The organism is Streptomyces chumphonensis, from assembly GCF_014779715.1.
GTDB lineage: Bacteria > Actinomycetota > Actinomycetes > Streptomycetales > Streptomycetaceae > Streptomyces > Streptomyces chumphonensis.
The window spans coordinates 81,233-107,825 of the sequence record NZ_JACXYU010000016.1 but is presented as its reverse complement, the minus strand read 5'-3'; the positions used below and the strand labels follow the sequence as shown (position 1 = coordinate 107,825).

The 26,593-nt window shown below is 70.6% G+C and carries 22 protein-coding genes; 9 read left to right on the top strand and 13 right to left on the bottom strand.

The window, feature by feature from the left end:
• The first annotated feature begins 62 nt into the window (after positions 1 to 62).
• Positions 63 to 1,106: a 2-aminoethylphosphonate ABC transporter substrate-binding protein gene (locus IF129_RS23095; RefSeq protein ID WP_191211731.1), complete on the top strand. Its 1,044-nt coding sequence runs from the start codon at positions 63 to 65 to the stop codon at positions 1,104 to 1,106.
• A 15-nt stretch (positions 1,107 to 1,121) separates the two neighbouring features.
• Here IF129_RS23095 and IF129_RS23090 read toward each other — a convergent pair whose 3' ends face one another.
• From IF129_RS23090 to IF129_RS23065, 6 genes are all read right to left on the bottom strand, one after another.
• Positions 1,122 to 2,270, bottom strand: a complete 1,149-nt coding sequence (locus IF129_RS23090; RefSeq protein ID WP_191211730.1) for an LLM class flavin-dependent oxidoreductase — start codon at positions 2,268 to 2,270, stop codon at positions 1,122 to 1,124.
• A 61-nt stretch (positions 2,271 to 2,331) separates the two neighbouring features.
• Positions 2,332 to 2,904 (bottom strand): NADPH-dependent FMN reductase, encoded by a 573-nt coding sequence (gene ssuE / locus IF129_RS23085; protein WP_191211729.1) that lies wholly within the window; start codon positions 2,902 to 2,904, stop codon positions 2,332 to 2,334.
• Between the two features lie 34 nt (positions 2,905 to 2,938).
• Positions 2,939 to 4,057 (bottom strand): phosphonopyruvate decarboxylase, encoded by a 1,119-nt coding sequence (aepY, locus tag IF129_RS23080; protein ID WP_191211728.1) that lies wholly within the window; start codon positions 4,055 to 4,057, stop codon positions 2,939 to 2,941.
• 61 nt (positions 4,058 to 4,118) lie between these two features.
• Positions 4,119 to 5,156, bottom strand: coding sequence for a ketoacyl-ACP synthase III family protein (locus IF129_RS23075; RefSeq protein ID WP_191211727.1), 1,038 nt, complete (start codon positions 5,154 to 5,156; stop codon positions 4,119 to 4,121).
• A 28-nt stretch (positions 5,157 to 5,184) separates the two neighbouring features.
• Complete coding sequence (locus tag IF129_RS23070) at positions 5,185 to 8,718, bottom strand: type I polyketide synthase (protein ID WP_191211726.1); 3,534 nt, start codon at positions 8,716 to 8,718, stop codon at positions 5,185 to 5,187.
• A gap of 413 nt (positions 8,719 to 9,131) precedes the next feature.
• A complete protein-coding gene (locus tag IF129_RS23065; protein ID WP_191211725.1) occupies positions 9,132 to 9,518 on the bottom strand; it encodes an ArsR/SmtB family transcription factor in 387 nt (128 codons plus the stop codon).
• Between the two features lie 787 nt (positions 9,519 to 10,305).
• Here IF129_RS23065 and aroA point away from each other — a divergent pair.
• The 6 genes from aroA (at position 10,306) to IF129_RS23035 (ending at position 17,225) form a co-directional block, all read left to right on the top strand.
• Entirely contained in the window at positions 10,306 to 11,628 is a 1,323-nt protein-coding gene (gene aroA / locus IF129_RS23060) for a 3-phosphoshikimate 1-carboxyvinyltransferase (protein WP_191211724.1), read from the top strand.
• Entirely contained in the window at positions 11,625 to 13,166 is a 1,542-nt protein-coding gene (gene gpmI, locus IF129_RS23055; RefSeq protein ID WP_191211723.1) for a 2,3-bisphosphoglycerate-independent phosphoglycerate mutase, read from the top strand. Before aroA ends, gpmI begins: the two co-directional genes overlap by 4 nt.
• A gap of 65 nt (positions 13,167 to 13,231) precedes the next feature.
• On the top strand, positions 13,232 to 13,639 hold the full coding sequence (locus IF129_RS23050) for a hypothetical protein (RefSeq protein ID WP_191211722.1): 408 nt from the start codon (positions 13,232 to 13,234) through the stop codon (positions 13,637 to 13,639).
• 51 nt (positions 13,640 to 13,690) lie between these two features.
• A complete protein-coding gene (locus IF129_RS23045) occupies positions 13,691 to 15,565 on the top strand; it encodes an AMP-binding protein (protein ID WP_318153898.1) in 1,875 nt (624 codons plus the stop codon).
• Positions 15,566 to 15,640: 75 nt separating this feature from the next.
• Positions 15,641 to 16,018 carry an ArsR/SmtB family transcription factor gene (locus IF129_RS23040; protein WP_191211720.1) on the top strand — a complete coding sequence of 126 codons (378 nt, stop codon included), beginning with the start codon at positions 15,641 to 15,643 and terminating at the stop codon, positions 16,016 to 16,018.
• Between the two features lie 442 nt (positions 16,019 to 16,460).
• A complete protein-coding gene (locus tag IF129_RS23035) occupies positions 16,461 to 17,225 on the top strand; it encodes an SDR family NAD(P)-dependent oxidoreductase (RefSeq protein ID WP_191211719.1) in 765 nt (254 codons plus the stop codon).
• A 96-nt stretch (positions 17,226 to 17,321) separates the two neighbouring features.
• Here the strand turns inward: IF129_RS23035 and IF129_RS23030 are convergent, their stop codons facing one another.
• The 4 genes from IF129_RS23030 to IF129_RS23015 all read right to left on the bottom strand — a co-directional run bounded on the left by IF129_RS23030 (position 17,322) and on the right by IF129_RS23015 (position 20,768).
• The gene (locus IF129_RS23030) at positions 17,322 to 17,525 is read right to left on the bottom strand and encodes a hypothetical protein (RefSeq protein WP_191211718.1); all 204 of its coding nucleotides are present in this window, start codon (positions 17,523 to 17,525) and stop codon (positions 17,322 to 17,324) included.
• A gap of 66 nt (positions 17,526 to 17,591) precedes the next feature.
• Positions 17,592 to 17,933 carry an ArsR/SmtB family transcription factor gene (locus tag IF129_RS23025; RefSeq protein WP_224755438.1) on the bottom strand — a complete coding sequence of 114 codons (342 nt, stop codon included), beginning with the start codon at positions 17,931 to 17,933 and terminating at the stop codon, positions 17,592 to 17,594.
• A 220-nt stretch (positions 17,934 to 18,153) separates the two neighbouring features.
• A complete protein-coding gene (locus IF129_RS23020) occupies positions 18,154 to 19,368 on the bottom strand; it encodes an MFS transporter (RefSeq protein WP_191211716.1) in 1,215 nt (404 codons plus the stop codon).
• A complete protein-coding gene (locus IF129_RS23015; RefSeq protein WP_191211715.1) occupies positions 19,365 to 20,768 on the bottom strand; it encodes an NAD(P)-binding domain-containing protein in 1,404 nt (467 codons plus the stop codon). Before IF129_RS23015 ends, IF129_RS23020 begins: the two co-directional genes overlap by 4 nt.
• A gap of 635 nt (positions 20,769 to 21,403) precedes the next feature.
• Here IF129_RS23015 and IF129_RS23010 point away from each other — a divergent pair.
• On the top strand, positions 21,404 to 22,465 hold the full coding sequence (locus IF129_RS23010; protein ID WP_191211714.1) for an ArsO family NAD(P)H-dependent flavin-containing monooxygenase: 1,062 nt from the start codon (positions 21,404 to 21,406) through the stop codon (positions 22,463 to 22,465).
• Between the two features lie 146 nt (positions 22,466 to 22,611).
• Positions 22,612 to 23,970, top strand: coding sequence for an NAD(P)-binding domain-containing protein (locus tag IF129_RS23005; protein WP_381480458.1), 1,359 nt, complete (start codon positions 22,612 to 22,614; stop codon positions 23,968 to 23,970).
• 251 nt (positions 23,971 to 24,221) lie between these two features.
• Here IF129_RS23005 and IF129_RS23000 read toward each other — a convergent pair whose 3' ends face one another.
• From IF129_RS23000 to IF129_RS22990, 3 genes are all read right to left on the bottom strand, one after another.
• Positions 24,222 to 24,614: a type II toxin-antitoxin system VapC family toxin gene (locus tag IF129_RS23000; RefSeq protein ID WP_191211712.1), complete on the bottom strand. Its 393-nt coding sequence runs from the start codon at positions 24,612 to 24,614 to the stop codon at positions 24,222 to 24,224.
• The gene (locus tag IF129_RS22995) at positions 24,611 to 24,883 is read right to left on the bottom strand and encodes a hypothetical protein (RefSeq protein ID WP_191211711.1); all 273 of its coding nucleotides are present in this window, start codon (positions 24,881 to 24,883) and stop codon (positions 24,611 to 24,613) included. The genes IF129_RS23000 and IF129_RS22995 overlap by 4 nt, the downstream gene beginning before the upstream one ends.
• Positions 24,884 to 25,124: 241 nt before the next feature.
• Positions 25,125 to 26,507 carry an L-serine ammonia-lyase gene (locus IF129_RS22990; protein ID WP_191211710.1) on the bottom strand — a complete coding sequence of 461 codons (1,383 nt, stop codon included), beginning with the start codon at positions 26,505 to 26,507 and terminating at the stop codon, positions 25,125 to 25,127.
• Positions 26,508 to 26,593: the final 86 nt, after the last annotated feature.

Genomic DNA, 26,593 nt, shown 5'->3' with positions numbered 1-26,593 from the left:
GCCGGTGGGTGGACGATGTCCCTCCGGGGCCTGCGGGCTCCCGAAACCGACAAGGATCCTTCATGCGTCACACGTTGCGCGCCGGTATCGCAGGCGCCGCTCTCCTGGCCCTCCTCACCACCGGCTGCGCCGGGGAGAACAGTGGGGACGAGGTCACCGTCTACAGCGCGGACGGCCTCAAGTACCAAAGTGGAGACGGCTTCTACGACCGTGCGTTCAAGAAGTTCGAAGAAGAGACCGGTATCAAGGTCAACTACGTGGAGGGCGGGTCCGGCGAGGTGGTGCAGCGCCTGACCCGCGAACGCAACAACACCAAGGCGGACGTCCTGCTCACCCTGCCCCCGTTCATCCAGCAGGCGCAGAGCCGGGGGCTTCTCGACGCGTACCGCCCCGCGGGCTGGGAGAAGATCGACGACTCGGACAAGGACGCCGACGGCATGTGGACGGCCGTGGTGAAGAACTACTTCTGTTTCATCTACAACACCGAGGAACTCGACGCGCCGCCGGAGACCTGGCAGGACCTGCTGGACAGCAGCTACAAGGGGCGCTTCCAGTACTCCACCCCGGGTGTGGCGGGTGACGGAACCGCCGTGGTCATCAAGAGCATGCACGACTTCGGCGGTCTGGAACCGGCGATGGACTACCTGAAGAAGCTCCAGGTCAACAACGTCGGTCCCTCCGCATCCACCGGGGCGCTGGTGCCCAAGGTCGACAAGGGCGAGTTGCTGGTGTCCAACAGCGATGTCCAGATGAGCTTCGCCAACCGCGAGGCCATGCCGAACCAGGACATCTTCTTCCCCGCCATGGAGGGCAAGGCTCCGACCACGTTCTCCCTCCCCTACGCCGGCGGGCTGGTCAAGGGGGGACCGCAGCAGGAGAACGCGCAGAAGCTGCTGGACTACCTCGTCAGTCCGGAGGCACAGAAGATGATCAGCGACGCGGGTGGCGGCTTCCCGTCCCGCACCGACGTCACTCCCGAGGGGGAGTACGCCGAGCGGGCACGGAAGGCCTTGGACGGAGTGGAGATCTTCACTCCCGACTGGCAGACGATCGACAAGGAGCTCGACTCCTACCTGGAGGCCTGGCGCGAGGCCACCGGCAGCTGAGGCCCCCGTCCACGGTCACCCGCTGAGCACCTGATCCGCCCGGTCGGCACGTCGGTCCGGCCGGGCCCCGGGGGGCGACCACAGCCCGGCGTCCCGCAGCCGCGGCATCACCCCCTCGCCGAACCAGTACGCCTCCTCCAGATGGGGGTGGGAGGAGAGCACGAACTCCTCGACGCCCGCCCGGTGGTACTCGGCGATGCGGTCAGCGACCTCTTCGTGGCTTCCCACCAGCGCCGTTCCCGCGCCCCCTCGGAAGAGACCGATTCCCGCCCAGACGTTGGGGTAGACCTCCAGGCGCTCGGCACTTCCCCCGTGCAGGTCGAGCATCCTTCGCTGCCCCTCCGACTCGCTGCGCCGCAGACCCTCCTGGATCTTCCGGATGGTCGACTCGTCGAAGTCCGCGAGCAGGTTCCGGGCCACCGCCCACGCCTCCTCCGACGTGTCACGGGTGATCACGTGCATGCGCACCCCGAAGCGCGGTGTGCGACCGTGGCGTGCCGCCAGGCCACGGATCCACTCGATCTTCTCGGCCACCTGGGCGGGCGGTTCCCCCCAGGTCAGGTAGCTGTCCACGTGTCGGCCCGCGACCGCGCCGGCCGCCTGGGACGAGCCCCCGAAGTAGATCTCCGGTACCGGATCGGGGAGCCGGGAGAGTCGTGCCTTCTCGACCCGCACGTGCTGTCCTTCCATGTCGACGGTCTCGCCGGCCCACAGGCCGCGCACGACGTGGAGGAACTCGTCGGCCTGCTGGTAGCGCCCGTCCTTGTCGAGGAAGTCACCGTAGGCTCGCTGCTCCCAACTCTCGCCGCCGACAACGACGTTGACCATCAGGCGACCCGCCGAGTGGCGCTGGAACGTCGCGGCCATCTGGGCGGCCAGGGTGGGGCTGACGAAGCCGGGACGGAAGGCCACGAGGAACTTCAACCGTTCGGTCGTCTGCGCGAGCATGGCCGTCGTGAGCCAGGCGTCCTCGGTCCAGGAGCCGGTCGGGGTCAGTGCCCCGGCGAACCCGAGCTGCTCCGCCGCCCGGACCACCTGGGTCAGGTACCCGATGGATGCCTCCCGTTCCTCACCGACCTTGGCCAACGCCAGACCGTGCCCGCCGCCGACGAAGTGGCGGCTGTCTCCGTAGGTGGGAAGGAACCAGTGGAAGGTGATGCTCATGTTCACTCCGTTCTGAGGAAGTGCCGAGTCCGGCACTGCGGACGCCTGCCGTACCCGGGGGTCACGCCAGGGGGCTGAGGGCCGAGGTCTTCGTGCGGGTGGACTCACGGGGGACGAGTGCGGCGAACTGGGTCACGCGAGCGGTGAGCTGAGCGGCCACCTCGGAGTCGATGAGGACCTCTCCGTCGTCCTGCCGGGTGAGGAGGCGATCGAGCACGAAGTAGCCGCGGAGTACGTGGTCCGCACCCAGCGCCGTCAGGACGGGGCGCAGGGCGTAGTCGATGGACAGCACGTGCGCGGTGCTTCCTCCCGTGGCCAGGGGGAGCACCGGCTTCCCCGCGAGGACCGACTGCGGGAGAAGGTCAAGCAACACCTTCAACAGACCGCTGTATGCGGCCTTGTAGACGGGAGTCGCCACGATGATGCCGTCGGCCTCCTCGACCGCCCCGACCACGTCGCGGATCGCGAGGTCCGCGCTGTCGGCGTTGAGGAGTGCCGCTGAGGGCAGGTCGCGCACTGCCACGCTCCGTACGGACAGGTCGGCGTCGCTGAGCCACCTCCCCACGTGCCGGAGCATGGCCGCGGTGCGCGAGCGGGATGACGGGCTTCCGTGGAGCATCAAGATCGTTGCCATGGTCCACGCCTCCAGGGCGTCGTGTGCGGAAGGATCAGGCGTCCTGCTCGGTGACAGTCCGGATGAAGCGCTTCTTGATCTCCTCCGCCGACAGCGCACTGGTGGCGCGCGGGGGGACGGCGCCCGAGCGCGGCCGGGTGGGGACCGCGCACAGGTGGGGCCCCTCGGACTCCAGCGCGGTGTGGAGGAAGGAGTCGAGCTCACCGGGCGTCGTGCACTGCCGCACGTGCCGGTAGCCCATGGCCTTGGCCACGGCGGGGAAGGAGGTGGTGCCGGACGTCGTTCGCTGCCCGCCGGTCGACTCGTGGATGCCGTTGTCCAGCACGACGTGGACGAGGTTGGTGGGCGACTGGTCCCCGATGACGGACAGGGTGCCCAGATGCATCAACGCCGCTCCGTCCCCGTCCAGCACCACCACGGGACGTGCGGGCTTGGCCAGGGCGACGCCCAGCGCGAGAGCGGATGCGTGCCCCATCGAACCCTGCATGTAGAAGGTGTTCGGACCGTCCGCTTCGGCGAAGACCTCCCGGGACGTGTAGCCCGTGGTGGAGATGACGGCGGCCTCCTTGGCCCGTTCCCGGACGATCCGGATGGCTTCCACCGACGTCATGCGGTCGACGTCATCGGCTGCCGTCCCGCAGCCCGTCGCCTTCCCCACCGCACCCCGCTCCACGAGCACGAACGGGGCACGTCCGGCCTTGGATTCGTCCACGGCGGCGTCCAGCACCGCGTGGTACCGCTCCACGTCTTCGTCCGCGCGCAGCGTCCAGTGGGGCAGACCCAAGGTGTCGAGCAAGGGGTGGCACAGCGGCCCCATCACCTCGTGCTGAGGCTCGTCGTCGGCCGGATCGGGCCAGCCACGCATGCTCACGAAGGTCAGTACGGGAAGCCGGTACGTCATGACCAGGGAGGTCAGCGGATTGATGAGATTCCCCAGGCCCGAGTTCTGCAGCATGATGTAGGAAGCGCGTCCCGCCAGGGAGAATCCGGCTGCGACGGCCAGGGCCCCGCCTTCGTTCGCGGCCGGCACGTACTCCTTGCCGTGCTCGCCGAGCAGCGCGATCGGTCCCCCGAAGTGTGAGCAGGGCACTCCGCTGGACGCGGTGAATCCGCGCTGTTCGAGCGCGTCCACGAACTCCTGAGCTGTGATCAACGTAAAGCCTCCTTGGACGGCGGGTGCGGGCAGGCGCCCGCCACGAATGAAGGGACCCGGGTCACCGGGCCCACGCGGGCCGGTACTCGATGCGGACCACGGCGCAGCTGAGGGAGACACCGCCACCGTGCGCGATCAGCAGGACGTGGTCTCCCGGACCGACCTGTCCGGTGGCGACCAGGTGGTTCAGACCGACGACCTGGTCGTTGACGGTCAGATGCCCCAGAGGGCGACCGAACTCGAGCAGGCCGCGTTCGACATCGATGCCGATGGGGTCGAGAATCACCTTCAGATAGCTCTCCTGGCCGGTGAACACATGTGTGACACGCGTGACCTCACTGACGTCGATGTCCGCTTCCGCCAGTGCCTGCAGAGCGATGTGGGTGCGCAACTCACCCTGTCTCCGCACCACCTCCGCGACGGTTTCCTCCACTCCTCGACGACTGGCGAAGCGCTCCTTCATGTTCATGCGCCGCCCGACGGTCAACGAGGGGGGGAAGATCGGCTCCTCGCCGCGGTACTGCTCCTCGACTTCGGACGTCGAGGCCGCGGTGACGGACAACAGCCGCGCGAACCCCTCCCGCTTGGAGAGGATCACGCTGCTGGCCGCGTCCCCGAGCACGCCGTTCTGGATGCCGAAGTCCCACCGGTTGTAGTTCGGCGTTCCGACGTTGTCCGCGCCCGTCAGCAGGGCCGCGGTCCGTTGGGGCGACGCCAGCAGGTACGAGGCGGCCAGGTCGAAGGAACCCACCAGACCGTTGCACGCCTGCCAGACGGAGAAGGCCGGCACGTCCCGGTCCGTGAGATGACGCAGGACGTAGTGCTGCGCGGACCATCCCTCCGGACCCTGCTCGAAGAAGCCCGCGTGCACGTGCAGGTCGAGGTCCGAGACGGGCTGCCCCGCGCGGGAGAACGCCTCCCGAGCGGCGGACACGGCCATGTCGGGAGCGGGCGTGTCGCCGGCCACAGCGGCGCCCGTCCAGCCGTACCACTCGTGGTCGGCGGCGTCGTACTCACCGCGGGCGACGGCATCGCGGGCGTCCACGCTGGGGGGGAGATGGACGCCGATGCCGGTCAGGTAGATCCCTGGGGTCTTCATGAGGGTGAGTCCTCCTTGCAGACGGCGGTCAAGAGGTCGCAGCGCGGGGTGAGCGAGCGGCGCGGAGTTCCGCGACGACCTCGGTGATGCTGTGGTCACCCAGCGGCCCGGGCAACGAGAGGCGGACCCCCTGTCGGTCCTCGATCCGTCGGCGCAGTTCGACCGACATCAGGGAGTCCAGCCCCATTCGCTTCAGCGGTTGTTCGGTACTCAACCGCCGTCCGCGCAGACCCAGGACCTCACCGGCCTCTTCGATGACCTGGTCCTCCAGCGCGCTCTCCGTCGCCGCTCGGTCGGCGGAACCGGAGCCCCGCGCCGCGGAGACGGACGGCCCGGACACGGAGCGCGGGGTCACCTGTACGTCTTCCTTCCGCGACGGGGACCCGGCGTCGACGACGCTCCCCTCGCCGAGGAGTTCTCCGATGTCGACGGGCTCGCTCTCGCGGTCGACCAGCCAGATGCGCGGTGGCACGGGAAACGGCACGTGATGCATCGCGTTCAGGAGGTGAGCCACGCTGCGCAGGCCGAGTGCCTGGGCGCGCTCGTGCTCTCTGGCCGTGGCGTCGTGCGGCAGGACCGCGTCCATGCCCCACAGGTGGACGATGCCCGAACACGGCCCCCGCCGCGCGACCTCGGTGAGCAGAGTGCGGATGTGGTCGGGCCGATCGGGATGCAGCCGGTACCGGTCGGTGTCGGTCTGCTTGAGCGTCGTCGCGACGGTGGCCACGACCACCCGCCGACCTCGGTCGCGCAGTTCCTTGACCAGGGCGCGACCGTGTGGACCGCTGTCGGTGAGGACGAGCCACGTACCCGATCCCGTGTCCTTGCCCGGACCGGTGGTGCGCCATGGGTCCGGTCGAGGGGTCGGACGTGCTGCCTGCGACCCGGGGAGCCAGTGCGAGGAACGCCGCCAGGGCGTGGAGGGAACGGGGACGAACCGACGGGGCCCGTACAGCCGTGGCCATGGCACGGACAGTCCGTGTGTGCTCATCTCGGCGAGTGAAACGAGCAGGGAGCGCACTTCGTCCTCCTCCCGGCGTAGCGAGGGGACGACCGTGACCTCCCGGCTCAGAGCGGCGGCGGTCTCACGAACGCTGTGCACGAGTACGGGGTGGGGACTGATCTCGACGAAGAGCGTGTCGGTGTCGGCGAGTTGACCGGTCACGGCGCCGAGGAAGTCGACGGGCTCGCGGATGTTGCGGGCCCAGTAGCCGGCGTCCATAGCGGAACCGTCCACGACCTCGCCCAGCGTGGTGGAGCGGACCGGCACGGAAGCCGCCCGTGGCCTGATCGACCGCAGGGCGCCGGTCAGTTCGTCGCGCACCGTGTCCATCTGCGGACAGTGGGAGGCGAAGTCGACGTTCACCCACCGGTTGGGCACCTCGTCCCGGTCGAGAGTCCGCAGGACCTCGGCCAGCGCCTCCCGTTCACCGGAGAGCAGCGTGGAGGCCGGGCTGTTGCGGGCCGCGATCCATACCCGCTCCTCGTGACCCGCCAGGGCCTTGGCGGCGTCGTCGGCGCCCAGGCGCACCCAGGCCATGCTGCCCTGTCCGCTCATGCGCCCGGCGAGTTCGCTGCGGCGGCAGATGACGGCGGCGGAGTCGGCGAGGCTCAGGGCCCCCGCCGCACAGGCCGCCGCGGCTTCGCCCATGCTGTGCCCGATCACCACGTCCGGCTCCACACCCCAGTGGCGCCACAGTGCCGTCAGGCCGACTTCCATCGCCCACAGCGCGGGTTGGACGACGGCCGGCTCGGTGAACCGCTCGTCGGCCCCGGTCGTCAGGAGTTCCGTCAGCGACCAGCCCGCCTCGTCGCGGATCGCCGCGTCGCACTCGGCAATCGCCTCCGCGAACACCGTCTCTGTGGACAGCAGTTGTCTGCCCATGCCTCTCCACTGGCTACCCTGGCCCGGGTACACGAAGGCGATGCGGGGGGCGTTCGGTGGCGCGTCTTCGGTGAAGGAGCCGCCCAGAACGTGCTCGCCGCGCACGAAACGCCGCAGCTGCTCCAGAGCTTCCTCGTGAGAGGCGGCAGGCAGGGCCAGTCGGCAGGGCTCCGGCTTCCGGCGGACGGTCGCGCTGCGGGCCACGGACTCCCAGGTGTGCCGCCGCCCCCTTCCGCCGGGAGCCAAGTATCGGGTCCAGGAGTCGGCCAGGTCGTGCAGCCGCTCGTCGCCGGCCGCGGAGAGCAGGAGCATCTTGACGCCGTCGTCCGGCTCCGGGTCCCGCGGCGACACCTCCTCCGGGTCCACGGCCCGCAGGACGACGTGTGCGTTGGTTCCGGAGAAGCCGAAGCTGCTCACCGAGGCGTGCGCCGGGCGTCCCACGGGGCGCAGGGGTGTCCTCTCCCGAGCGACGCGTACCGGCGCCCCGTCCCGGGTCAGGGACGGATTCGGCTCGTCCACGTGCAGACTCGGGGGGACCTCGCCGTACTCCAGGCACAACACCGTCTTGATGAATCCCGCGATTCCGGCCGTTGCTTCCGTGTGCCCGATGTTCGACTTGACCGAACCGACCAGACACGGGCGGTCGACCGGCCGGTCCGCGCCCAATACCGAAGCCAGAACCTCCAGCTCCACCGGGTCGCCCACGGCCGTGCCGGTCCCGTGCGCCTCCACGAAGTCGATGTCGTGAGGAGCGACCCCGGCGTGCCGGTAGGCCCGGCGCAGCACCTGCTCCTGACCGGCCGCCCCGGGCGTCACGAGGTACCCGCTCGACTGGCCGTCGTTCCCCGCGGCGCTGCCCAGCACCACAGCCCTGACCCGGTCCCCGTCGAGCAGCGCCTGCCGCAGTGGTTTGAGGATCACCGCACCCACGCCGTCACTGCGCACGAACCCGTCAGCGGAGGAGTCAGCGAACTTGCAGCGCCCGTCGGCGGCCAGCATCCCGGCCTCTGAGAAGATCACCGTGTCATCGGGGACGAGAACCAGGTTGACGCCCCCGGCGATAGCGGTCGAGCACTCACCGGACCACAGGCTCTGCAGCGCGAGGTGCAGCGCCACCAGGGAGGACGACGCCGCCGTGTCCACGGTGAGGCTGGGGCCGCGCAGGTCCCAGAAGTGCGCCAGGCGACCGGAGGTGACGGCACGTGAGGCCGAGCCCGTCATCTGGTGGATGTCGGCGGGAGTGGCGCTGCGGCGTAGCAGGTTCCAGTAGTCGTTCCCCAGCTGACCGACGAAGGTGCCCGTGAGCGAACCGGCGAGCCGGTCGGCCGAGAACCCCGCGTCGTCGATCGCTTCCTGCGTGACCTCCAGAAGCAGCCGTTGCTGCGGGTCCATGCGTTCGGCCTCACGCGGGGATATGCCGAAGTGCTCCGCGTCGAAGAGGTCGACCCGCTCGAGGAATCCGCCCCACCGCCCCGTGGTTCGACCGGACAGGTCCGCCAGCTCGTGCCGTTCGCCGGGGACCTCGCGTATCGCTTCTTCTCCCCGGCACAGCATGTCCCACAGCGCGTCGACATCGTCCGCACCGGGAAACCGGCCGGCCATCCCGACGACGGCGATGGGTTGCGGTGCCCCGCCCCTGTGCTCGGCGGTCTCGTGGGGGGCTGTGCTTGCTCGCACTGGTGGTTCCTCTCCGTCGAAGGCCGCACCGGGCTCACCTCCACCCGTGAGGGGCGGCGGGTGCCTGCCGGGTGACGAGACGGAGCCGCGCGTGCGGGAGGCATCGTCGATGCACGAGACCGCTGACGTTGGCTCCGCCTGTCCTGACACGACGGAAGCGCGGGTCCAGTTCGTTGGCCGACTGCGGGTTGGCGTCCGACCGACCGGGAGGTGCAGCACTTCCGTAGGCGCGGGAGGGGAAGGGCGCAGCCGGTACGGAAGTTCGTGCGGAGAGGCGCGTCCCGGCGAGACGGGACGGCGTGCCTACATAGACACCTGTCTAGAGTGACAGCTGTCGAAGTGGGTGACAACAAGGTGATGTGTGGCCAGCGTCACGTGATGAACGGGTGGCCCGGGGATTGCGAGCCGTCCCGTCATCGGCTATCGCGCGCTTCCTCTGTGGTCGTTGCCGAGTCTCCGGCGAAGTCCCCGGTGGTGAGGTCGAGCAGGAGGCGCACCGACTCGGCGAGCGTGTCGCAGCAGAGCGAGTACTCGTGGCTCCGGCCGCTCTGGGTGACCGTGACCAGGCTCTGTTTGCGTAGGGCCGTCAGGTGGTGGCTCACCAGCGGTTGACTCAGGCCCGTCGCCTCCTGGAGCTCCTTCACCGTCCGGGTTCGCTGTCCTAGGAGCATGATCAGCAGAAGGCGGTTCTCGTCCGCTATGGCCCGGAGGATGGGTGCCAGGCTCAGGGCCTGGCCGCGCTCCCGTGGGTGGCGGGCCGACGCGGCGGCGTGCGCGCGGCTCCTCGGTCGTGGCGGCATGGGGGTCTCCTCGGGAGCGGCGTCACAGCTTTATCAACAGCGTGCGCTGTTGATACTAGTCAGAGGTGGATGTTTGCGGTGGTGGAACAGCGGCGCTTGGTGTCAATTCAGCCACGAGGCGACGGCCGCCGAAAGGGGAGAGCGATGCCCGGGCGTCCCGACATCACGTTCCGTGACGAGGTGGTGCGGGCGGGCGGGAGGCGGCGGTTGGGCCCGCTGCCGGGGTCGGGGCCCGAGGCGCCCGCCAGGGGGTACGGCGGACCGCTGAAAGCATAGCGATCAGGAGGCGGCGCAGGTGGTGCGACGGGGCGGGTCGGGTTCTGTCATCGCGATCGAGGGACGCTCGACGGGGCGTCCGGTTCCCCGTCCGGGAGCGTCCGTGACGTGGCACTCGGCCCTGGCGTCGCGACGCGGTCGTCACCTTCGGTTGTCAGGGGTGGTGCCACCGTCGGGGTTCCGTCAAATGGCCAACTCTCGACTACTCGACCGTCTGCAAACCCATTAATGATTGCTGATGGGTCGGGAAGGGCTCAGACGGCAAGCGGTCGACCACTCGTGCACCCCGGGCGGGTTCCGGCGATGACGACGTCCATTCCGTGCAGCGTGGCCGCGCGGAAGAGCCACAACGGTGAGGCGCAATCCGGGACGCACGGAGCCCGTACCTCTCGGGCCGGCGGGTCCGGAGGCCGGACTCCTCGGCTCTCGACAGGTGTTCCTCGGACGGTCTCCTGGGTGGAGCGGTGACGTACGGGCGGTCACGGCAGGTCGAAGAGAGTTGGGAGAAACGATGAGCGCAACGTCGGACCCGCGCCTCCAGCAGGACGCGGTGACGGTCGTGCCCTGCGGCGGCATCAGTGCGGAGGCCACACCTCCGGGCTCCAAGAGCTACACGAACCGCTACCTGGCCATCGCGGCCCTCAGCGGCCGGGAGACCCTGATCGAGGGAGCCCTGCTCTCGGACGACACCCGATACTTCGCCAGCGCCGTCGCCGCCTTCGGGCACGTCCGCACCACGATCGACGAGGAGCGCTCGAGCATCCTGGTGGAACCGACCGGGGACGCCATGCGCGCGCCGGCGGAAGACGTGTACATGGGGGGAGCCGGCACGCCGCTCCGGTTCCTGATCGCGATGGCGGGCCACGCCGAGGGCACGACCACCATCACCGGCAACGCGCGCATGCAGGAACGCCCCATGGGCGACCTCTTGTCCGCCCTGCCGATGCTGGGCGTGGAGGCCGTCGCGGTGCGGGGGAACGGATCTCCACCCGTGCGGGTGACCGGCGGCACGTTCCTCGGTGGCCGGACGCGGATCAGTGGCACCGTCTCCAGCCAGTTCACCTCAAGCCTGCTGATCAACTCCGTGCACGCCGCGAACGACACCCGGATCGAGGTCGTGGACGAGCTGATCTCCCAGCCCTACGTCGACATGACCATCGCGGCGCTGGCCGAGATGGGAGTACGGATCGAACGTGAGGGCTACCGGAGTTTCACCGTCCCGTGCGGGCAGCAGCCGCGTGGAGGCCGTGTGACCGTGGAACCGGACGCCTCCGGCATGTCCTACCTGCTGGCCGCCGCCGCCGTCACGGAAGGGGAGGTGGCGATTCCGGGCATCGGCGCCGACTCCCGGCAGGGTGACGTCGGCCTGGCCGAGGTGCTGGAGCGGATGGGGTGCCGCGTCCAGCTGAACGGTGACTCCGTCACCCTGAAGGGGGGCCCGCTGCGCGGCGTCGACATCGACATGGAGGCCATGCCGGACGTCGTTCCCACCCTGGCCGTCGTCGCGGCCTTCGCCGAGGGCGACACGCGCATCACCAACATCGCCTCCCTGCGTGTCAAGGAGTGCGACCGCATCGCCGCGGTCACCAACGAACTGCGCCGGATGGGCATCACGGTTCACGAGTCGGCCGACGCCATGCACATCGTCGGGGGCGTTCCGCGCGGGGCGGGCGTCGAGACCTACGACGACCACCGCATCGCCATGAGTTTCGCCGTCGCGGGGTTGCGCACGGAGGGGGTCACCATCAAGGACCCGGGCTGCGTCGCCAAGTCGTTCCCCGGCTTCTGGCGGGTCCTCGACCAGCTGCACCCGGGCAAGGCGAGTACGGCATGACCGGCCTCGGTACACCCGGCTCACCGGGAGTGCTCCTCGTGCTGGACGGATGGGGGCACGCCCCGCCAGACCGGGGGAACGCCCTCGCTCTGGCCCGCACACCCTTTCTGGACAGCATCCGGGCGACGTGCCCCGCCGGGCTGCTCCAGGCGTCCGGGGAGGCCGTGGGTCTGCTCCCCGACACCGTCGGCAACTCCGAAACGGGCCACCTGATCATCGGTGCCGGCCGGGCACTGCCCTATGACAGCCTGCTGGTTCGGCAGCACATCGATTCGGGAGCGATGCGCGGCCACCCGCGGTTGAACGAGATGTGTGCCGCCGCGGCCTCGGCGGACCGAGCTCTCCATCTCGTCGGCCTCTGCTCGGACGGGCAGATCCATTCCGACCTGAACCACCTCGGCGTGCTTCTCGCCACCGCCGCGGCGCACCGCGTGCCGCGGGTCTGGGTGCACGCCATCACCGACGGGCGGGACGTGGCGGACGGAACCGCTGCGCGCTACCTCGCACAGGTGGAGCGGCTGATGGCGGATGCGGGAACCGGGCGTCTGGCGACCGTGATCGGCAGAGGCTACGCCATGGACAAGTCGGGCAGGCACGACCTGACCGAAGCCGCGGTCCTGGCCATGGCCGACGGGCGCGGACTCCTGCGCCACCGCCTCCGGGAGGCGGCGGAGAATCCCGAGCGAGGCGACGAGTGGGTCCCTCCCAGCGTCCTTGCGGGGACCGGAGACCGACCCGCCGCGACGATGGCGGACCAGGACGCCGTCCTCTTCTTCAACTTCCGCAGCGATCGCGTGCGGCAACTGGTGGACGGGCTGGCCGACCACCTGGAGCGCACGGGGAGGAAGACCTGGCTGTCCAGCCTCGCCCAGTACGACACCCGCGCCGAGGTCGAACCCCTGACCCGCAGGGCCGGTGCCTCCGGAGGGCTTGCCGACGAACTGGAGCGTGCGCGGCTGCTGTCGGTGCGCATCGCGGAGAGGGAGAAGTTCGAGCACGTCACGTACTACCTCAACGGCCGCGATCCCCGCCCAAGAGCCACCGAGGAGCACGTGCGGGTCGTCGCGGACTCCGCTCCCGACTACCGGCGGCGGCCGCAGATGGGCCTCGCGCAAGTCGTCGACGCGGTGTGCTCCGCCGCGACGCGGAGCGACGTCGCCCTCGTGGTCGCCAACCTGGCCAACATCGATGTCGTCGGCCACACCGGCGACCTGGGGGCGACGGTGCGGGCCGCCGAGCACACCGACGCCGCGGTCCGCCGCATCGCCGCCGTCGCCGGGGAGCAGGGGCGCTGGATGTTGGCGGTGGGTGACCACGGCAACGCTGAGCAGATGCTCCAACGCGGCCCGGACGGCGCACCGCTGCCGTACGGAGGACACACGACCAACCCCGTGCCGGTCGTTGTCACCGGGGGAGCGGAGCACATCGCGGGCAGAGCCATGGCCGAGGGCGGCTCCCTGGCGGACGTGGCGCCCACCGTACTGAAGCTGCTGGGCCGCGAACCCGGCCCAGCCATGGAAGGAAGTCCCCTGCTGTGAAGACGACGACGGCCTCGGCAACTCCCACTTCCCACGCCGCCCCGGACACGAGAGGGCCCCAGGTGGTGCCCCAGCGCCTCCTCGACGTGTTGTGTTCGTTCGCCTCCGGAGTCCCCGACCCGGCGACGAGCGATGTTCTACGCCACCCGGAGGTCGCTCCGGTCTTCGCCGCTGACGCCGGGTTCCGCGCGATCGCTCTGGGCGACGGACTGTGGGCGGCCGTGCGAGCCGGTGGGGACGGCGGCTGCCGGGTCCTGGCCGTACACAACGTGTCCCATCGGAGGAGCCGCTTCACCCCGCCGGAAGGCTTGCGCCGTCCCGAGCCCGGGCTGCGGTACCTGTGCGGGGAGATGCGGACGTCGCAGAACGCGCAGGGCGAACTCGTCTGCGAGCTGGAGCCGCACGGATACGTGTGGTTGGCGGCCTGCGACGTGGACACCACCCGGCTGGAGACCGCTCCACCTCTGTGCTGACGAGGGATGTGCCGGCGGCGGGCCGGCCCGTGCCCGAGAACAGGAGACCCCGTGGACGACTACGCCGCTGTGTACCGCCGAAGCCTGGAGGCCCCCGAGGAGTTCTGGGCGGAGGCGGCGCGCTCCCTCGCATGGGACCGTCCTCCTCGCCAGGTGTTGGACGGCGCAGGTGCCCCCTACCACCGCTGGTTCCCCGACGGTTGGCTCAACACGTGCTACAACGCCGTCGACCGTCACGTCGAGAGTGGCTGCGCTGATCGTGTCGCCCTGCTGTACGACTCCCCCGTCACGGGCGTCAAGCGAAGCCACACCTACGCGGAGCTGAGGGACCAGGTCGCACGCTTCGCGGGGGTTCTGCGCGGTCTGGGGGTGCGGAGGGGGGACCGTGTGGTCCTCTACATGCCGATGGTCCCGCAGGCGGTGATCACGATGCTGGCGTGCGCCCGCATCGGTGCGGTGCACTCCGTCGTGTTCGGCGGCTTCGCGGCGCGGGAACTGGCCACCCGGATCGCTGACGCCCGCCCCAAGGTCGTCGTCTACGGCTCCTGTGGCGTCGAGCCCCAGCGCATCGTGCCGTACCAGCCCGTTCTCGACGAAGCCCTGCGCTCCCTGCGCCTGCGGCCACGCGTCGTCGTGCTGCAGAGACCGCAGTGCCGTGCCGAGGTGCGCCCCGGCGAACTCGACTGGGAGGCCGCCGTGGCCGCCGCCCAGGCGGTCGACTGTGTGCCGTTGCCCGCGACCGATCCCCTGTACGTCCTCTACACCTCGGGAACCACCGGAGGGCCCAAAGGGGTCGTGCGGGACAACGGAGGCCACGCGGTCGCGCTGGCGTGGTCGATGCGGCATGTCTACGACATCGAGGGCGGACAGGTGTGGTGGGCGGCGTCCGACATCGGTTGGGTCGTCGGACACTCCTACGTCGTCTACGCCCCTCTGCTGGTGGGCGCCACCACGGTGATCTACGAAGGGAAGCCGGTCGGCACTCCGGACGCCGGTGCTCTGTGGCGGGTCGTCGCCGAGCACGGTGTGGCCGGCATGTTCGCCGCTCCGACGGCGTTGCGGGCCGTCCGCCAGGCGGATCCGGCGGGTCGGCTCGCCCGGTCCCGGGACCTGACGTCGCTGCGGAACCTGTTCGTGGCGGGCGAGCGACTCGACCCGGCCACCCACCGTTGGGCCAGTGACCTGCTCCGGGTGCCGGTCGTGGACCACTGGTGGCAGACCGAGACCGGCTGGCCCATCTGCGCGGGTCTCCGGGGCCTCGGAGACCGCCCGCTCAAGCCCGGTTCCCCGGGGCTAGCCGTACCGGGCTTCGACGTACGGATCCTCGACGATCACGGGAACCCGGCGGCCCCGGGGTCGGAGGGGGCGATCTGCCTGCGGCCGCCCCTGCCGCCCGGGACCCTGACGGGGGTGTGGGGAGAGGAGCGCCGCTACGTCGAGGCCGCCCCGCACCCGTGCGCAGGCCATTACCTCACCGGCGACAGCGGCTATGTCGACGACGAGGGATACGTGTACGTCATGGGCCGGACGGACGACGTGATCAACGTCGCCGGGCACCGGCTCTCCACCGGGGCGATGGAAGCAGCCGTCGGGGCCCACCCGGATGTCGCCGAGTGCGCGGTGATCGGCGTGCGGGACGAACTGAAGGGCCAGGTGCCGCGAGCGCTCGTCGTGCTGAAGGCGGGCGCCACGGAAGACCTCGGGCGGCTGCGCGCCGATCTCGTCACCCGGGTACGCGAGCACGTGGGTCCGATCGCGTCCCTGAAGCGGGTGGATGTCGTCAACCGCCTGCCGAAGACCCGTTCCGGAAAGATCCTTCGCAGGGCCATGAGAGGAATCGCCGACGGGCGCGAGGAGCCGGTACCCGCCACGATCGAGGACCCGGAGGTGCTGGAGAACCTGCGGAGCATTCTGTGGTCGTCGTAGCCGCGTGCCGCGCGGCTCAGCTTGTGCACTCGGCCGCCACTTGGCAAGGTCAATGATTGGTGCAAACATGTATTTATGCTGAACGCGGGGATCGAAGAATCGAGGGAGAAGCCGTCGAGGGCTCGTTCGGGGGCGGTGGTGTCGTGCTGCGCCCCACTGACCTCGGAGCCCATATCGGAGGCAGCTGCCGAAAGGGCTGCCCGAATGTTCAAGGCATTGTCCGACCCGATTCGTCTTCGTCTTTTTTCTCGCGTTGCCTCTCACCCTCATGGTGAGGTGTGCGTGTGTGACATATCCGATGTCGGTGTTTCCCAGCCGACGGTCAGTCACCATCTGAAGAAGCTGCGAGAGGCAGGGTTGCTGACCTCGGAGAGAAGGGGCACCTGGGTCTACTACCGCAGTGCTCCCGGAGCCCTCGCGGTGCTGGCCATCCTCCTGCGCCCGCAGGAATAGAGGCGCCGGAACGCACCTGAGGCGCATGCGCCAGCAGCTCCCCGCCTCGGTCGTGGATCTCCATGTTCCACCGGCAGCCATCGAGTTCTCGAAGACCAGCGGTTTACAGAAGGCGCGTGCGACGTCGCACGTGGCCGCGTAGCCAGCCGGAGGGGACCCACTGACCATGACGTCGCGTGCGTCACTCGATTTCGGTCCTTCCCGGGGCGGCTGACGTGCTCGACAGCGAGCAGAGTCATTTCGGGTGGAAGTGGTTGAACACTTCCCTGTTCCCTGTATTTCTTCGGAACCGAGGTTGACGGCTGATCCGCCCGTCGTGACAGTATTGCGTATCAGGTTCCTGGGCGATACTTCGCTACGCGGGTGATGCGTTCCGTGTTCGGAAAAGATTCCGACCGAAAACCCGAGGGCGAACGTCTCCGTATGCCGAGAGGGGAAACAAGTGCAGCGCACTGCTGTCGTCACCGGAGCGAGTAGCGGAATCGGCGCGGCCACCGCCCGGGCCCTTGCGTCGGCCGGGTACCGGGTCGTCCTTGCCGCCCGGCGGGCGGCGCGTCTTCACGAGCTGGCCGCGAGCATCACCGCGTCGGGAGGCTCGGCGGAAGCCCGGCCCCTGGACGTCGCCGACCGGGAGGCGACCGCCGAGTTCGCCGCTTCCCTCGAACGGTGTGACGTCCTGGTGAACGTCGCCGGTGGGGCGTTCGGTACGGAAGAGGTGGGACAGGCGGAGCCGGCGGACTGGCGGCGCATGTTCGAGGTGAACGTCCTGGGCACCCTGCACATGACGCAGGCGCTGCTCGGTCTCCTCAGAGCGACCAACGACGGAACCGTGGTGGTGCTCACCTCCACCGCCAGCTTCACCAACTACGAGGGTGGAGGCGGCTACAGCGCGGCCAAGCACGCCCAGCACGCACTGGCCGAGACGCTGCGCCTGGAAGTGTGTGGGCAGGACCTCCGTGTCATCGAGATCGCTCCCGGGATGGTGCACACGGAGGAGTTCTCCCTGAACCGCTACCGGGGGGATCAGGAACGCGCGGCGGGGGTGTACGAAGGGGTGGAGCAACCGCTGAAGGCGGAGGACGTCGCGGACACCGTGCTGTGGGCGGTGACTCGGCCCCGACACGTCAACGTCGACCTCCTGGTCGTGCGCCCGGTCGCCCAAGCCGCGCAGCACAAGGTGCACCGCACGCACGGTAAGGACGCGTAGCCGCCTCGGCGCCTCCCCCCGCCGCGAAGCGGGAAGAGGCGCCTTGGGTGAGGGGGCTGAGGCGGGGGAGCCCGGTCAGGCACGCCCCCTCACCCCTCAGCGTCGAGCTTCCTCGGCGGAGGCGTCGCGCTGACTCTCGGTGCCGCAGCACGGAGCCTCGGCCTCGCCGTTCGGCGCGGCGTTCTTCTCCTGCGGCTCGTCCGTCTCTTCGACGATCTGTACGCTGCAGCAGTCGCTGTCGGACTTGTCGGATCCGAAGAGGCGGCCCAGCACGCCGCCCTTCTTGCCGGAGTTGCTCATAAGTGGCATTCCCTTCTCGTGAAACGGTTCGGGCCATGTGCCCGTCGACCACGGGCTCTGGTCCCGCTAGGGGTGCGCAGCGGTCCGCAGCGACGGCCTGGTGCCGTCGGTGGTGGCCGCGGGGGGCTCGCCGCCGACGGTGAGGGCCCCGGGGGCCGACGGTATCGAGGTCAGAGCAGCCAGGAGGCGTGCCGGCTCTCGCAGGCTCTCGCAGCACAGTGCGTAGACGTTGCTGCGGCCCTTCGGAAATACGGTGACGAGTCTCTGTTCGCGCAGCGGAGCGAGGTGGTGGCTGATCAGCGTCCTGCTCAAGCCGGTCAGCTGGTGCAGCTCCTTGACCGTGCGGGACTCGATCGCAAGCAGCAACAGGAGTGTCAGCCGGGTCTCGTCGGCCATGGCTCGCAGCATGGGGGCGAGCGCACGTGCCTGGTCGCTCTGGGGGAGTGGCCGAACGGTGGAGGCCCTGCCCGTCGCGCTTGATCGCATGGAACCCAGCAAACCATGCACGATGCCAGCTGTCAACAGTGAATGTTGATGATAAGAGAACGTGTTGGTGCGGCTGCCTCAGCGCCCCCGTCACCCAGGGCCGAGGCCGCCCCGCAGGCATCCGCCGCGCACGCCCGCACCGTCATCCGCTGTCGGCTCGGGTGCCCAGGGAGCCGGCTGCGGCAAGGAAGGAACACCCGGCGAGCAGCGCGAACATCGGGGCGTATCCGCCCAGGGGGGCGACCAGGACCGTGCCGACGAAAGGAGCCAGGGCGGCGGCCGTGGTGGTGGGGGCGGCCAGCAGGCCGGAGAGCCGCCCGTAGTCACCGGTGCCCCAGCGGTCCGTGACCGCGGTGGCTTGGAGCAGCGTCAGATTGCCGCGGATCATCCCCGCGATCACGGCCACGGTGAGCAGCAGGGGATAGGGCCCCTGGATCACGGAGAACGCCAGGGTCGCGGCGCCGCTGAGGGAGACCAGCACGGTGGTCCTGGCCACGGCTCCGAAGCGCCGGGCCAGCATGGCGTACAGGGTCCGGCCGACCGTCTGGCCGGCGCCGCCCAAGCCCAGGGCCCAGGCCGCCTGTGCGGCGCTGTAGCCGCGTTCGAGGAAGAGCGGAACCAGGGCGATGACGACGGCCGAGGTGGTCAGAGCCGACAGGGTCAGGGACAGTGCCAGCATGCGGAAGGGACGACTGAGCGCCGCGTTCGTCGCTCCGGTCGTGGGGTGGCTCTCCCGCCGGCGTGCCGAGGGTGGCCAGGGTGCGCGCAGAGCGGTGCAGTGAACGGGCACGGTCACGACTGCGATGACCCCGGCCAGCACGAGGTACGTGGTCCGCCAGGACAGGTGTGCGTCCAGCGCCGCGGTGAGCGGGGCGAAGATCGTGGAGGCCAGTCCGCCCGCGAGAGTCAGCACGGTCAGCGGACGGATGTGACCCGGCGCCCACCAACGCGTGATGGCGACGAAGGCGGGTTGGTAGAAGGTGGCGGCCATGGCGAGCCCCGCCAGCAGCCAGCCGAAGGTGAAGACCGCCGGGTTGGGGGCCCCGGACAGCACCAGGAGGCTGACGGCCCCCACGACGGAGCCGCCGGTCATGATCGCGCGTGGTCCGTGGCGGTCGATGATGCGGCCCACGAGGATGCCGGCCAGTGCCGAGACCAGGAGCCCCAGGGAGAACGCGGCGCTCGTCACTCCGGCACTCCACCCCGTGTCGGCGACGATCGAGGGGTTCAGGACGGGGAAGGCGTAGTAGACCGTCCCCCAGCTGACCACCTGGGTCAGGCAGAGCGCGGGAAGCACGGCGCGGGGCCGTGCGCGCTCCTGGTCGCTCACGGCCCCTTCGTCGGTCGAGGCGGTCATGAGCCGCAGCAACCACCCGACGGTTCCTCGAAGGGCGCGGCGTCGGGCGTCACGGCCGCTTCGGGTCTGCCGGTGGAGGAGGTTCCGAGATCCGGCGTGGCGCAGCACCCGGTGCCATCCTGGTCGGTCGTGACGCCGTCGAACAGGCCGGAGCCGCCGCACACGCCGGTCTCCGGGAGGGCGAGTTCGACGCGGTCGGCCGAGGCGAGGTCTCCTGCCAGGGCCGCGGCGATCGAACGGACCTGCTCGTAACCGGTCAGCGCGAGGAACGTGGGTGCCCGGCCGTATGACTTCATCCCGACGAGGAAGATGCCCTGCTCCGGGTGGGACAGCTCGCGGTGCCCGTGCGGATAGACGGTGCCGCAGGAGTGCTGGTTGGGGTCGATCAGCGGCGCCAGGTCCACCGGGGCCTGCAACCGTTCGTCGAGGCGGAGGCGGACTTCTTCCAGGAAGGACACGTCGGGACGGAAGCCGGTGAGGACCACGGCCTCGTCCACGGGTCCCACGCGGCGCCCGTCCTCGCCGACGAGGATGAGGTGTCCCTCGGCGGCGCGCTCGACCGCCTCGACGCGAAATCCGGTGACCGGTTCCGCGTGGCCTCCCTCGACGGCCGCCTTGGCGGCGAGCCCCAGGGCACCGCGGGCGGGCAGCTGATCGGCGGCGCCGCCGCCGAAGGTGGAGTCGGACATGCCCCGGCGCAGGACCCACACGGCGTGGGTACCGCGTCCTTCCCGGCTCTGCGCGAGGTCGGCGAGCATGGCCAAAGCGGTGAAGGCCGAGGCGCCGGACCCGATGACAGCCGTGCGCTTGCCCGCGTAGCGCGCGCGGACCGCGGGGCGGGCCAGGTCGGGCACGCGGTAGGTGATCCGCTCGGACGCGACCTCCTCGCCCAGGGCGGGCAGTCCGCTGCCGCCGGCCGGACCCGGGGCGGACCAGGTGCCCGAGGCGTCGATGACCGCACGGGCCAGGAACTGCTCCCCGGGGCCTCGTTCACCCCGGGCGTGGACCACGAAGGGTTGCTCCGTGCGCTCGGCGTCGACCACCCGGTCGCGTCCTCGCCGGGAGACTCCGGTGACGGTGCGGCCGTAGCGCACCCTCTCGCCCAGGACGTCCGCCAAAGGCCGGAGGTACTGCTCGGCCCAGTCCGACCCCGTGGGACAGGACTTCGGATCCGGTACCGACCAGCCGGTGGGTGCCAGGAGCTTCTCGGCGATCGGGTCGACGACTTCGGACCAGGTGGAGAAGAGGCGGACGTGACCCCACTGGCGGACAGCGGCGCCCGCCGTCGGCCCGGACTCGAACACCAGGGGTTCGATGCCGCGTTCGATCAGATGGGCCGCCGCGGCCAGGCCGACGGGCCCAGCTCCCACAATGACGACGGGGAGCTGACGAGCACTCATGAGATCCCTCTCTTCGGGTCTTCGAGCAGGGGCGGGTGGGGGGCGGCCGACGGTCTCCACGGCGGTCGCCCTTCAGGATCCTCCCCTTTGATTCGATGCGCGTCAAGATAGATGATAATCGAATCAGGGGGTCGTCGTCCGGATGCCCGGGCGTCCGGTGTAGGGCGGCTGTTCGGCCCGCCGCCGGTGCGACCCGGGCCCGGCATGTGCGGGCCGCATGCGGACGGACGCGTTGCGGTGGGCCTCATCCGCCATGGGGGAGGGCCGAGTTGGCGCCGCTGCGTTCCGGTGTGAGACGGTCACCCTGTGACGATGTCGGTCTGCGCTGATCTGTTTCGAGCGACTGCGTACCCGACCGGGTTCCGGGCCGCGTCGCTCCTGCCCCACGATGCACTCCGCATCGGTCGGCGGGATGAGGGGGGCGTCACGGGTCGAATCCATCCCATCGGCCCATCCCGTGTCCTGCGCGGACACGGCATGGGAGGCGGGAGGGCTTCCGGGTGCCTCGCCGGTGGCTTACTCGGCGCCGACGTCCGCGACGCCCTGGGGCGTCGCGCGCCGTGGATGCAGGCCCGGTCGAAGTCGGAGCTCCGCGGTCCCACGCATCGGACGCCCGCCAGCGTGGGCGTCGTCGCGTGACCACCGCGACCGATGTCGTCGTGATCGGTGGCGGCCAGGCGGGGCTGGCCGCCGGCTACCATCTCCGCCGCGCGAAGATCGGCTTCGTCGTTCTCGACGCGCAGAACACCCCGGGCGGGGCGTGGCAGCACGGCTGGGACTCCCTGCGGCTGTTCTCACCCGCGGCCTTCTCCTCGTTGCCCGGACGCCTGATGCCGGCCCAGCCGGGCGAGGAGTACCCGGATGCCGAGCACGTGGTGGCGTACCTGACGGACTACGAACGCCACTACTCCCTCCCGGTGCACCGCCCGGTTCGCGTACGAGCGGTGCACCGGGACGGCTCCCGGCTGCGGGTGGAGACGGACAAGGGGGACTGGTCGGCCCGCGCTGTCGTCTCCGCGACCGGAACCTGGTGGCGCCCCTTCGTCCCCGCTGTCCCCGGCGGTGGCGTCTTCCGGGGGCGTCAGTCGCACACCGTCGGTTACCGTTGCCCGGCCGACTTCGCCGGGCAGCGCGTGCTCGTCGTCGGGGGAGGCAACTCCGGCGCACAGATCGCCGCGGACCTCGCCCTGTCCTCGACGGTGGACCTGACGTGGGTGACCCAGCGGCCGCCGCACTTCCTCGCGGACGACATCGACGGCCGTGCCCTCTTCGACGCCGCGACCGCGCGCCGCCGCGCGCTGGACGAGGGGCGCAGCGACACCGGCGGTGTCGCCTCCCTGGGTGACATCGTCGCCGTCCCCCCGGTCCGTGCGGCGCGGGACACCGGTCGGCTGAAGGCCCGGCCGATGTTCCCGCGCATGGAGCCCGAAGGCGTCCGGTGGCCTGACGGCACGACCTCCCGGGTCGACGCGGTGATCTGGTGCACCGGTTTTCGGCCTGCCCTCTCCCACCTCGCTCCCCTCGGCCTGCGGGGCCCCAGGGGGCGACTGGCCACCCACGGCACCCGCGCCGTCGGCGAGCCGCGCCTGCATCTGCTCGGCTACGGCGACTGGACCGGACCGGCCTCCGCCACTCTGATCGGTGTCGGCCGCCCTGCCCGCGAGGCGGCCCGCGACATCGCCGAAGTGCTCCTCTGACGAGGCCGCCCGGGGTGACGGGCGGCCTCTCCACCCGTTCCACGGGTCAGCGTTGATTCGATATCTGTAAATGTTGACGTTCGTCAAATCAAGTGCGACGCTGACGGTGCAAGACATCGACATACATCGAAACAATGGGAGTCGTCGTGACCGTGTCCACCCCCTCTGAACTGCCCGTCGTCGTGATCGGGGCCGGCCCCGTCGGCCTGGCCGGGGCCGCGCGCCTGCTGGAGCGCGGCATCGAGCCGCTGGTGCTGGAGGCCGGCCCGCAGGCCGGTGCGGCGGTACGGGAATGGGGTCACGTGCGCCTGTTCTCCCCGTGGTCGGAGGTCGTGGACCCGGCGGCCGAGAAGCTGCTGGCGCCGACCGGCTGGGTCCGGCCGGACGGCGCCGCGTACCCCTCGGGGGCCGACTGGGCCGAGCGGTATCTCCAGCCCCTCGCCGACGTCCTCGGTGCCCGCGTGCGCTACGGCGCCACCGTCACGGGCGTCGCCCGGGCCGGGCGGGACCGCGTCGTGGACGCCGACCGGGCCGAGCAGCCGTTCACCGTCCAGCTCACCACCCACGACGGCCGGGAGGAGCGCATCCCCGCCCGCGCGGTCCTCGACGCCTCCGGCACGTGGACCACGCCGAACCCCCTGGGCGGCAACGGCCTTCCGGCCCTGGGGGAGCGCGCGGCGTCCGCCCGCCTCACCTACCGGGTGCCCGACCTGAACGACCCGGCCGTGCGCGCCCGGTACGCCGGGAAGCGGGTCGCCGTCGTCGGCACCGGCGCGTCCGCCTTCACGGCCCTCGCCCAACTGGCCGACCTCGCGGACGCCGAGCCGGGCACCCACGCCGTGTGGGTGCTGCGCCGCGGCATCGGCACCGACACCTTCGGCGGCGGCGAGGCCGACCAGCTCCCCGCCCGCGGCGCCCTCGGCCTGCGGGCCAGGGCCGCCGTCGAGTCCGGGCACGCCGAGGCCGTCACCGGCTTCCGCACCGAGGCCGTCGAGCGGGACGGCGAGCGGCTGGTGCTCGTGGCCGAGGACGGCCGCCGCACGGGCCCCGTGGACGAGGTCATCGTCCTCACCGGCTTCCGCCCCGACCTGTCCTTCCTCACCGAGCTCCGCCTCGGCCTGGACGACCGGCTCCAGGCGCCCGTCGCGCTCGCGCCCCTGATCGACCCCAACGTCCACTCCTGCGGCACCGTCTATCCGCACGGCGTGCGCGAGCTGTCCCACCCCGAGCAGGACGTGCACCTCGTCGGGATGAAGTCCTACGGCCGCGCCCCCACGTTCCTCGCGCTCACCGGCTACGAGCAGGTCCGCTCGATCGCCGCCGCCCTCGCGGGCGACCGGGAATCCGCCGAGCGCGTCGAGCTCACCCTCCCCGAGTCGGGCGTGTGCGGGGGCGCCGGCCTCTACGACGCCCCCGAGGTCACGGAGGCGGACGGAGGCGGCTGCTGCGCCACCCCGCCCACCGCGCAGGCCGACGCCCCCGCCTCCCCGGGCACCTCCTGCTGACACCGAGACCTGCATGCGGCTGAATCGGTGAGGGCCGCTGGAGTGTCGGACCACCACACTGAGTGTCATGCGGACGACCGGGAACTCGGGCGGAAGCCCGCCACGCAAATTCTGGGCCTCCTCGCAGTGTGTTGCGCTGTCGCGATCGGGCCGGCAGCGGCCGATGTGACGCAGTGGCGAGGCTGCCACCCGAGGCCTTCCGTGCAGCGCTCTGATGCGCACAGGAGGCGGGTCGAGTCGCGGCCTCGCGGTCAGACCTTGATGACGCGGATGCCGGGGCCGCAGAGCGCCAGGAGGTCTTCGGGATCCGACGTCAGGACGGTCGCTGGGGCTGGCGAGGTGAGTGCGGTGGCGGCCACGATGGCGTCGAGGGCGTACTTGTGGCCGTGTAGTCCGGCCGCGGCCAGGAGCTTGCTCGCATGGCGGGCGATGGCTTCGGTGGGCGGGATGATGTTCACGCGGGAGACTGCGTAGTCGAAGCGGGCCTGGTTGACCCTGGGGTCGCGTGCTTCGACGAGGGTGACGGAGCTGGTGACGACGCGGATGTCTTCGGATTCGGCCGCAGCCAGCCACTCGGTGATCGCGGGCGTGCGTCGTACCAGTTGGGACAGGCCCTCGCAGTCCAGGACGAGCGTGCCGCTCACGCGGCGTCCGCCGAGCCCGCGGCGTCGCCGCGGAGAACGGCGCGTTTGGCGTCGACCGCCGCCTGGTCGACCGGACCGTGTTCGGCTTCCGCGTCTTCGATGAGCTCGCGCAGTCGGTCCCGTTCCAGTTGGCGCTGGATGAGGGTCTCGACGTAGGCGGACATGCCTCGTTTGCCCGTACGCGCCTTGAGGGCAGCGATGGTTCCCTCGTGGAGGGAGACCGATACGGGCCGGACGGGTCCTTCGCCGGGCGCCTGGGAGGTAACCATGGGGTCGAGTTTAACAAAATTCTTGTTATTGCACGGGGGTGATTCTCTGAGCGGATGGGTCGGAGGGACATCCATCGCTGCGCGGGTGTCGCGAACCTCCAGGGCAAGCGCCCATCGGCGAGGGATCCGCCATGGACTCCCACGTCTGTCCCAGGGGGCTTCAGGGGCTGTCCGCCGCGTCGGCAGGGAAGGCCCTGACCGCGCTGAAAGATACGAACGCGCTGGTCAGGGCCCCTTCCCCTCAGCACTCGATGATGTTCACCGCGAGGCCGCCGCGGGCGGTCTCCTTGTACTTGACGGACATGTCGGCGCCGGTGTCCTTCATCGTCTTGATCGCCTTGTCGAGCGAGACGTGGTGGCGGCCGTCGCCGCGCAGCGACATCTTCGCGGCGGTGACGGCCTTGACGGCCGCCATGCCGTTGCGCTCGATGCACGGGATCTGCACGAGGCCGCCGACCGGGTCGCAGGTCAGGCCGAGGTTGTGCTCGATGCCGATCTCGGCGGCGTTCTCCATCTGCTCGGGTGACGCGCCCAGGACCTCCGCGAGGCCGCCCGCCGCCATGGAGCAGGCCGAACCGACCTCGCCCTGGCAGCCGACCTCGGCGCCGGAGATCGAGGCGTTCTCCTTGAACAGCATGCCGATCGCGCCCGCCGCGAGGAGGAAGCGGACCACGCCGTCGTCGTCGGCGCCGGGGACGAAGTTGACGTAGTAGTGCAGGACGGCCGGGATGATGCCGGCGGCGCCGTTGGTGGGGGCGGTGACGACGCGGCCGCCGGCGGCGTTCTCCTCGTTGACCGCCATCGCGTAGAGCGTCACCCATTCCATGGCGTGTGCCTCGGCGTTGCCCTCGGCGCGCAGCTGCCGGGCGGTCGTCGCCGCGCGGCGCCGCACCTTGAGCCCGCCGGGGAGGATCCCCTCCTGGCTGCTGCCGCGCGCCACGCAGTCCTGCATGACGCGCCAGATCTCCAGGAGACCCTCGCGGATCTCCTCCTCGGTGCGCCACGCCTTCTCGTTCTCCAGCATCAGCGCCGAGACCGACAGGCCGGTCTCGCGCGTCAGCCGCAGCAGCTCGTCGCCGGTGCGGAAGGGGTGGCGCAGCACGGTGTCGTCGAGCTTGATGCGGTCCTCGCCGACGGCGTCCTCGTCGACGACGAAGCCGCCGCCGACCGAGTAGTAGGTCTTCTCCAGCAGCGGGCGGCCGTCGGTGTCGTAGGCGAACAGCGTCATGCCGTTGGCGTGGTAGGGCAGCGAGCGGCGGCGGTGCAGGACGAGGTCGGTGTCGGCGTCGAAGGCGATCTCGTGGGCGTCGCCTATCTCGGTGGAGAGCAGGCGCAGCCGGCCCTCGTGGCGGATGCGGTCGACCCAGGCGTCGGCCCGGGTGACGTCGACGGAGCGAGGTGAGTGGCCCTCCAGGCCCAGCAGGACGGCCTTGGGCGTGCCGTGGCCGTGCCCGGTGGCGCCGAGTGAGCCGAAGAGTTCGGCGCGGACGGAGGTGGTCTGCGCGAGCACCCCGTCGTTCTTCAGCCGGGCCGCGAACATGCGCGCGGCGCGCATCGGGCCGACCGTGTGCGAGGAGGACGGGCCGATGCCGATGGAGAAGAGGTCGAAGACGGAAATGGCCACGGTGCGGACTCCCTCGTCAGCTCGTGGGTGGAGCGTGCGGTCAGGTGCGGGGCCGGACGCCGCGCGGGGTGGTGCGGGGGCGTCCG

Coding starts and splice junctions, on each gene's coding strand:
- IF129_RS23030 (WP_191211718.1), bottom strand. CDS start 17,525: ATGAGCAACTCCGGCAAGAAGGGCGGCGTGCTGGGCCGCCTCTTCGGA.
- IF129_RS23015 (WP_191211715.1), bottom strand. CDS start 20,768: ATGAGTGCTCGTCAGCTCCCCGTCGTCATTGTGGGAGCTGGGCCCGTC.
- IF129_RS23090 (WP_191211730.1), bottom strand. CDS start 2,270: ATGAGCATCACCTTCCACTGGTTCCTTCCCACCTACGGAGACAGCCGC.
- IF129_RS23040 (WP_191211720.1), top strand. CDS start 15,641: ATGCTGAACGCGGGGATCGAAGAATCGAGGGAGAAGCCGTCGAGGGCT.
- ssuE (WP_191211729.1), bottom strand. CDS start 2,904: ATGGCAACGATCTTGATGCTCCACGGAAGCCCGTCATCCCGCTCGCGC.
- aroA (WP_191211724.1), top strand. CDS start 10,306: ATGAGCGCAACGTCGGACCCGCGCCTCCAGCAGGACGCGGTGACGGTC.
- gpmI (WP_191211723.1), top strand. CDS start 11,625: ATGACCGGCCTCGGTACACCCGGCTCACCGGGAGTGCTCCTCGTGCTG.
- IF129_RS23020 (WP_191211716.1), bottom strand. CDS start 19,368: ATGACCGCCTCGACCGACGAAGGGGCCGTGAGCGACCAGGAGCGCGCA.
- IF129_RS22995 (WP_191211711.1), bottom strand. CDS start 24,883: ATGGTTACCTCCCAGGCGCCCGGCGAAGGACCCGTCCGGCCCGTATCG.
- IF129_RS23065 (WP_191211725.1), bottom strand. CDS start 9,518: ATGCCGCCACGACCGAGGAGCCGCGCGCACGCCGCCGCGTCGGCCCGC.
- IF129_RS23095 (WP_191211731.1), top strand. CDS start 63: ATGCGTCACACGTTGCGCGCCGGTATCGCAGGCGCCGCTCTCCTGGCC.
- IF129_RS23025 (WP_224755438.1), bottom strand. CDS start 17,933: ATGCTGCGAGCCATGGCCGACGAGACCCGGCTGACACTCCTGTTGCTG.
- IF129_RS23075 (WP_191211727.1), bottom strand. CDS start 5,156: ATGAAGACCCCAGGGATCTACCTGACCGGCATCGGCGTCCATCTCCCC.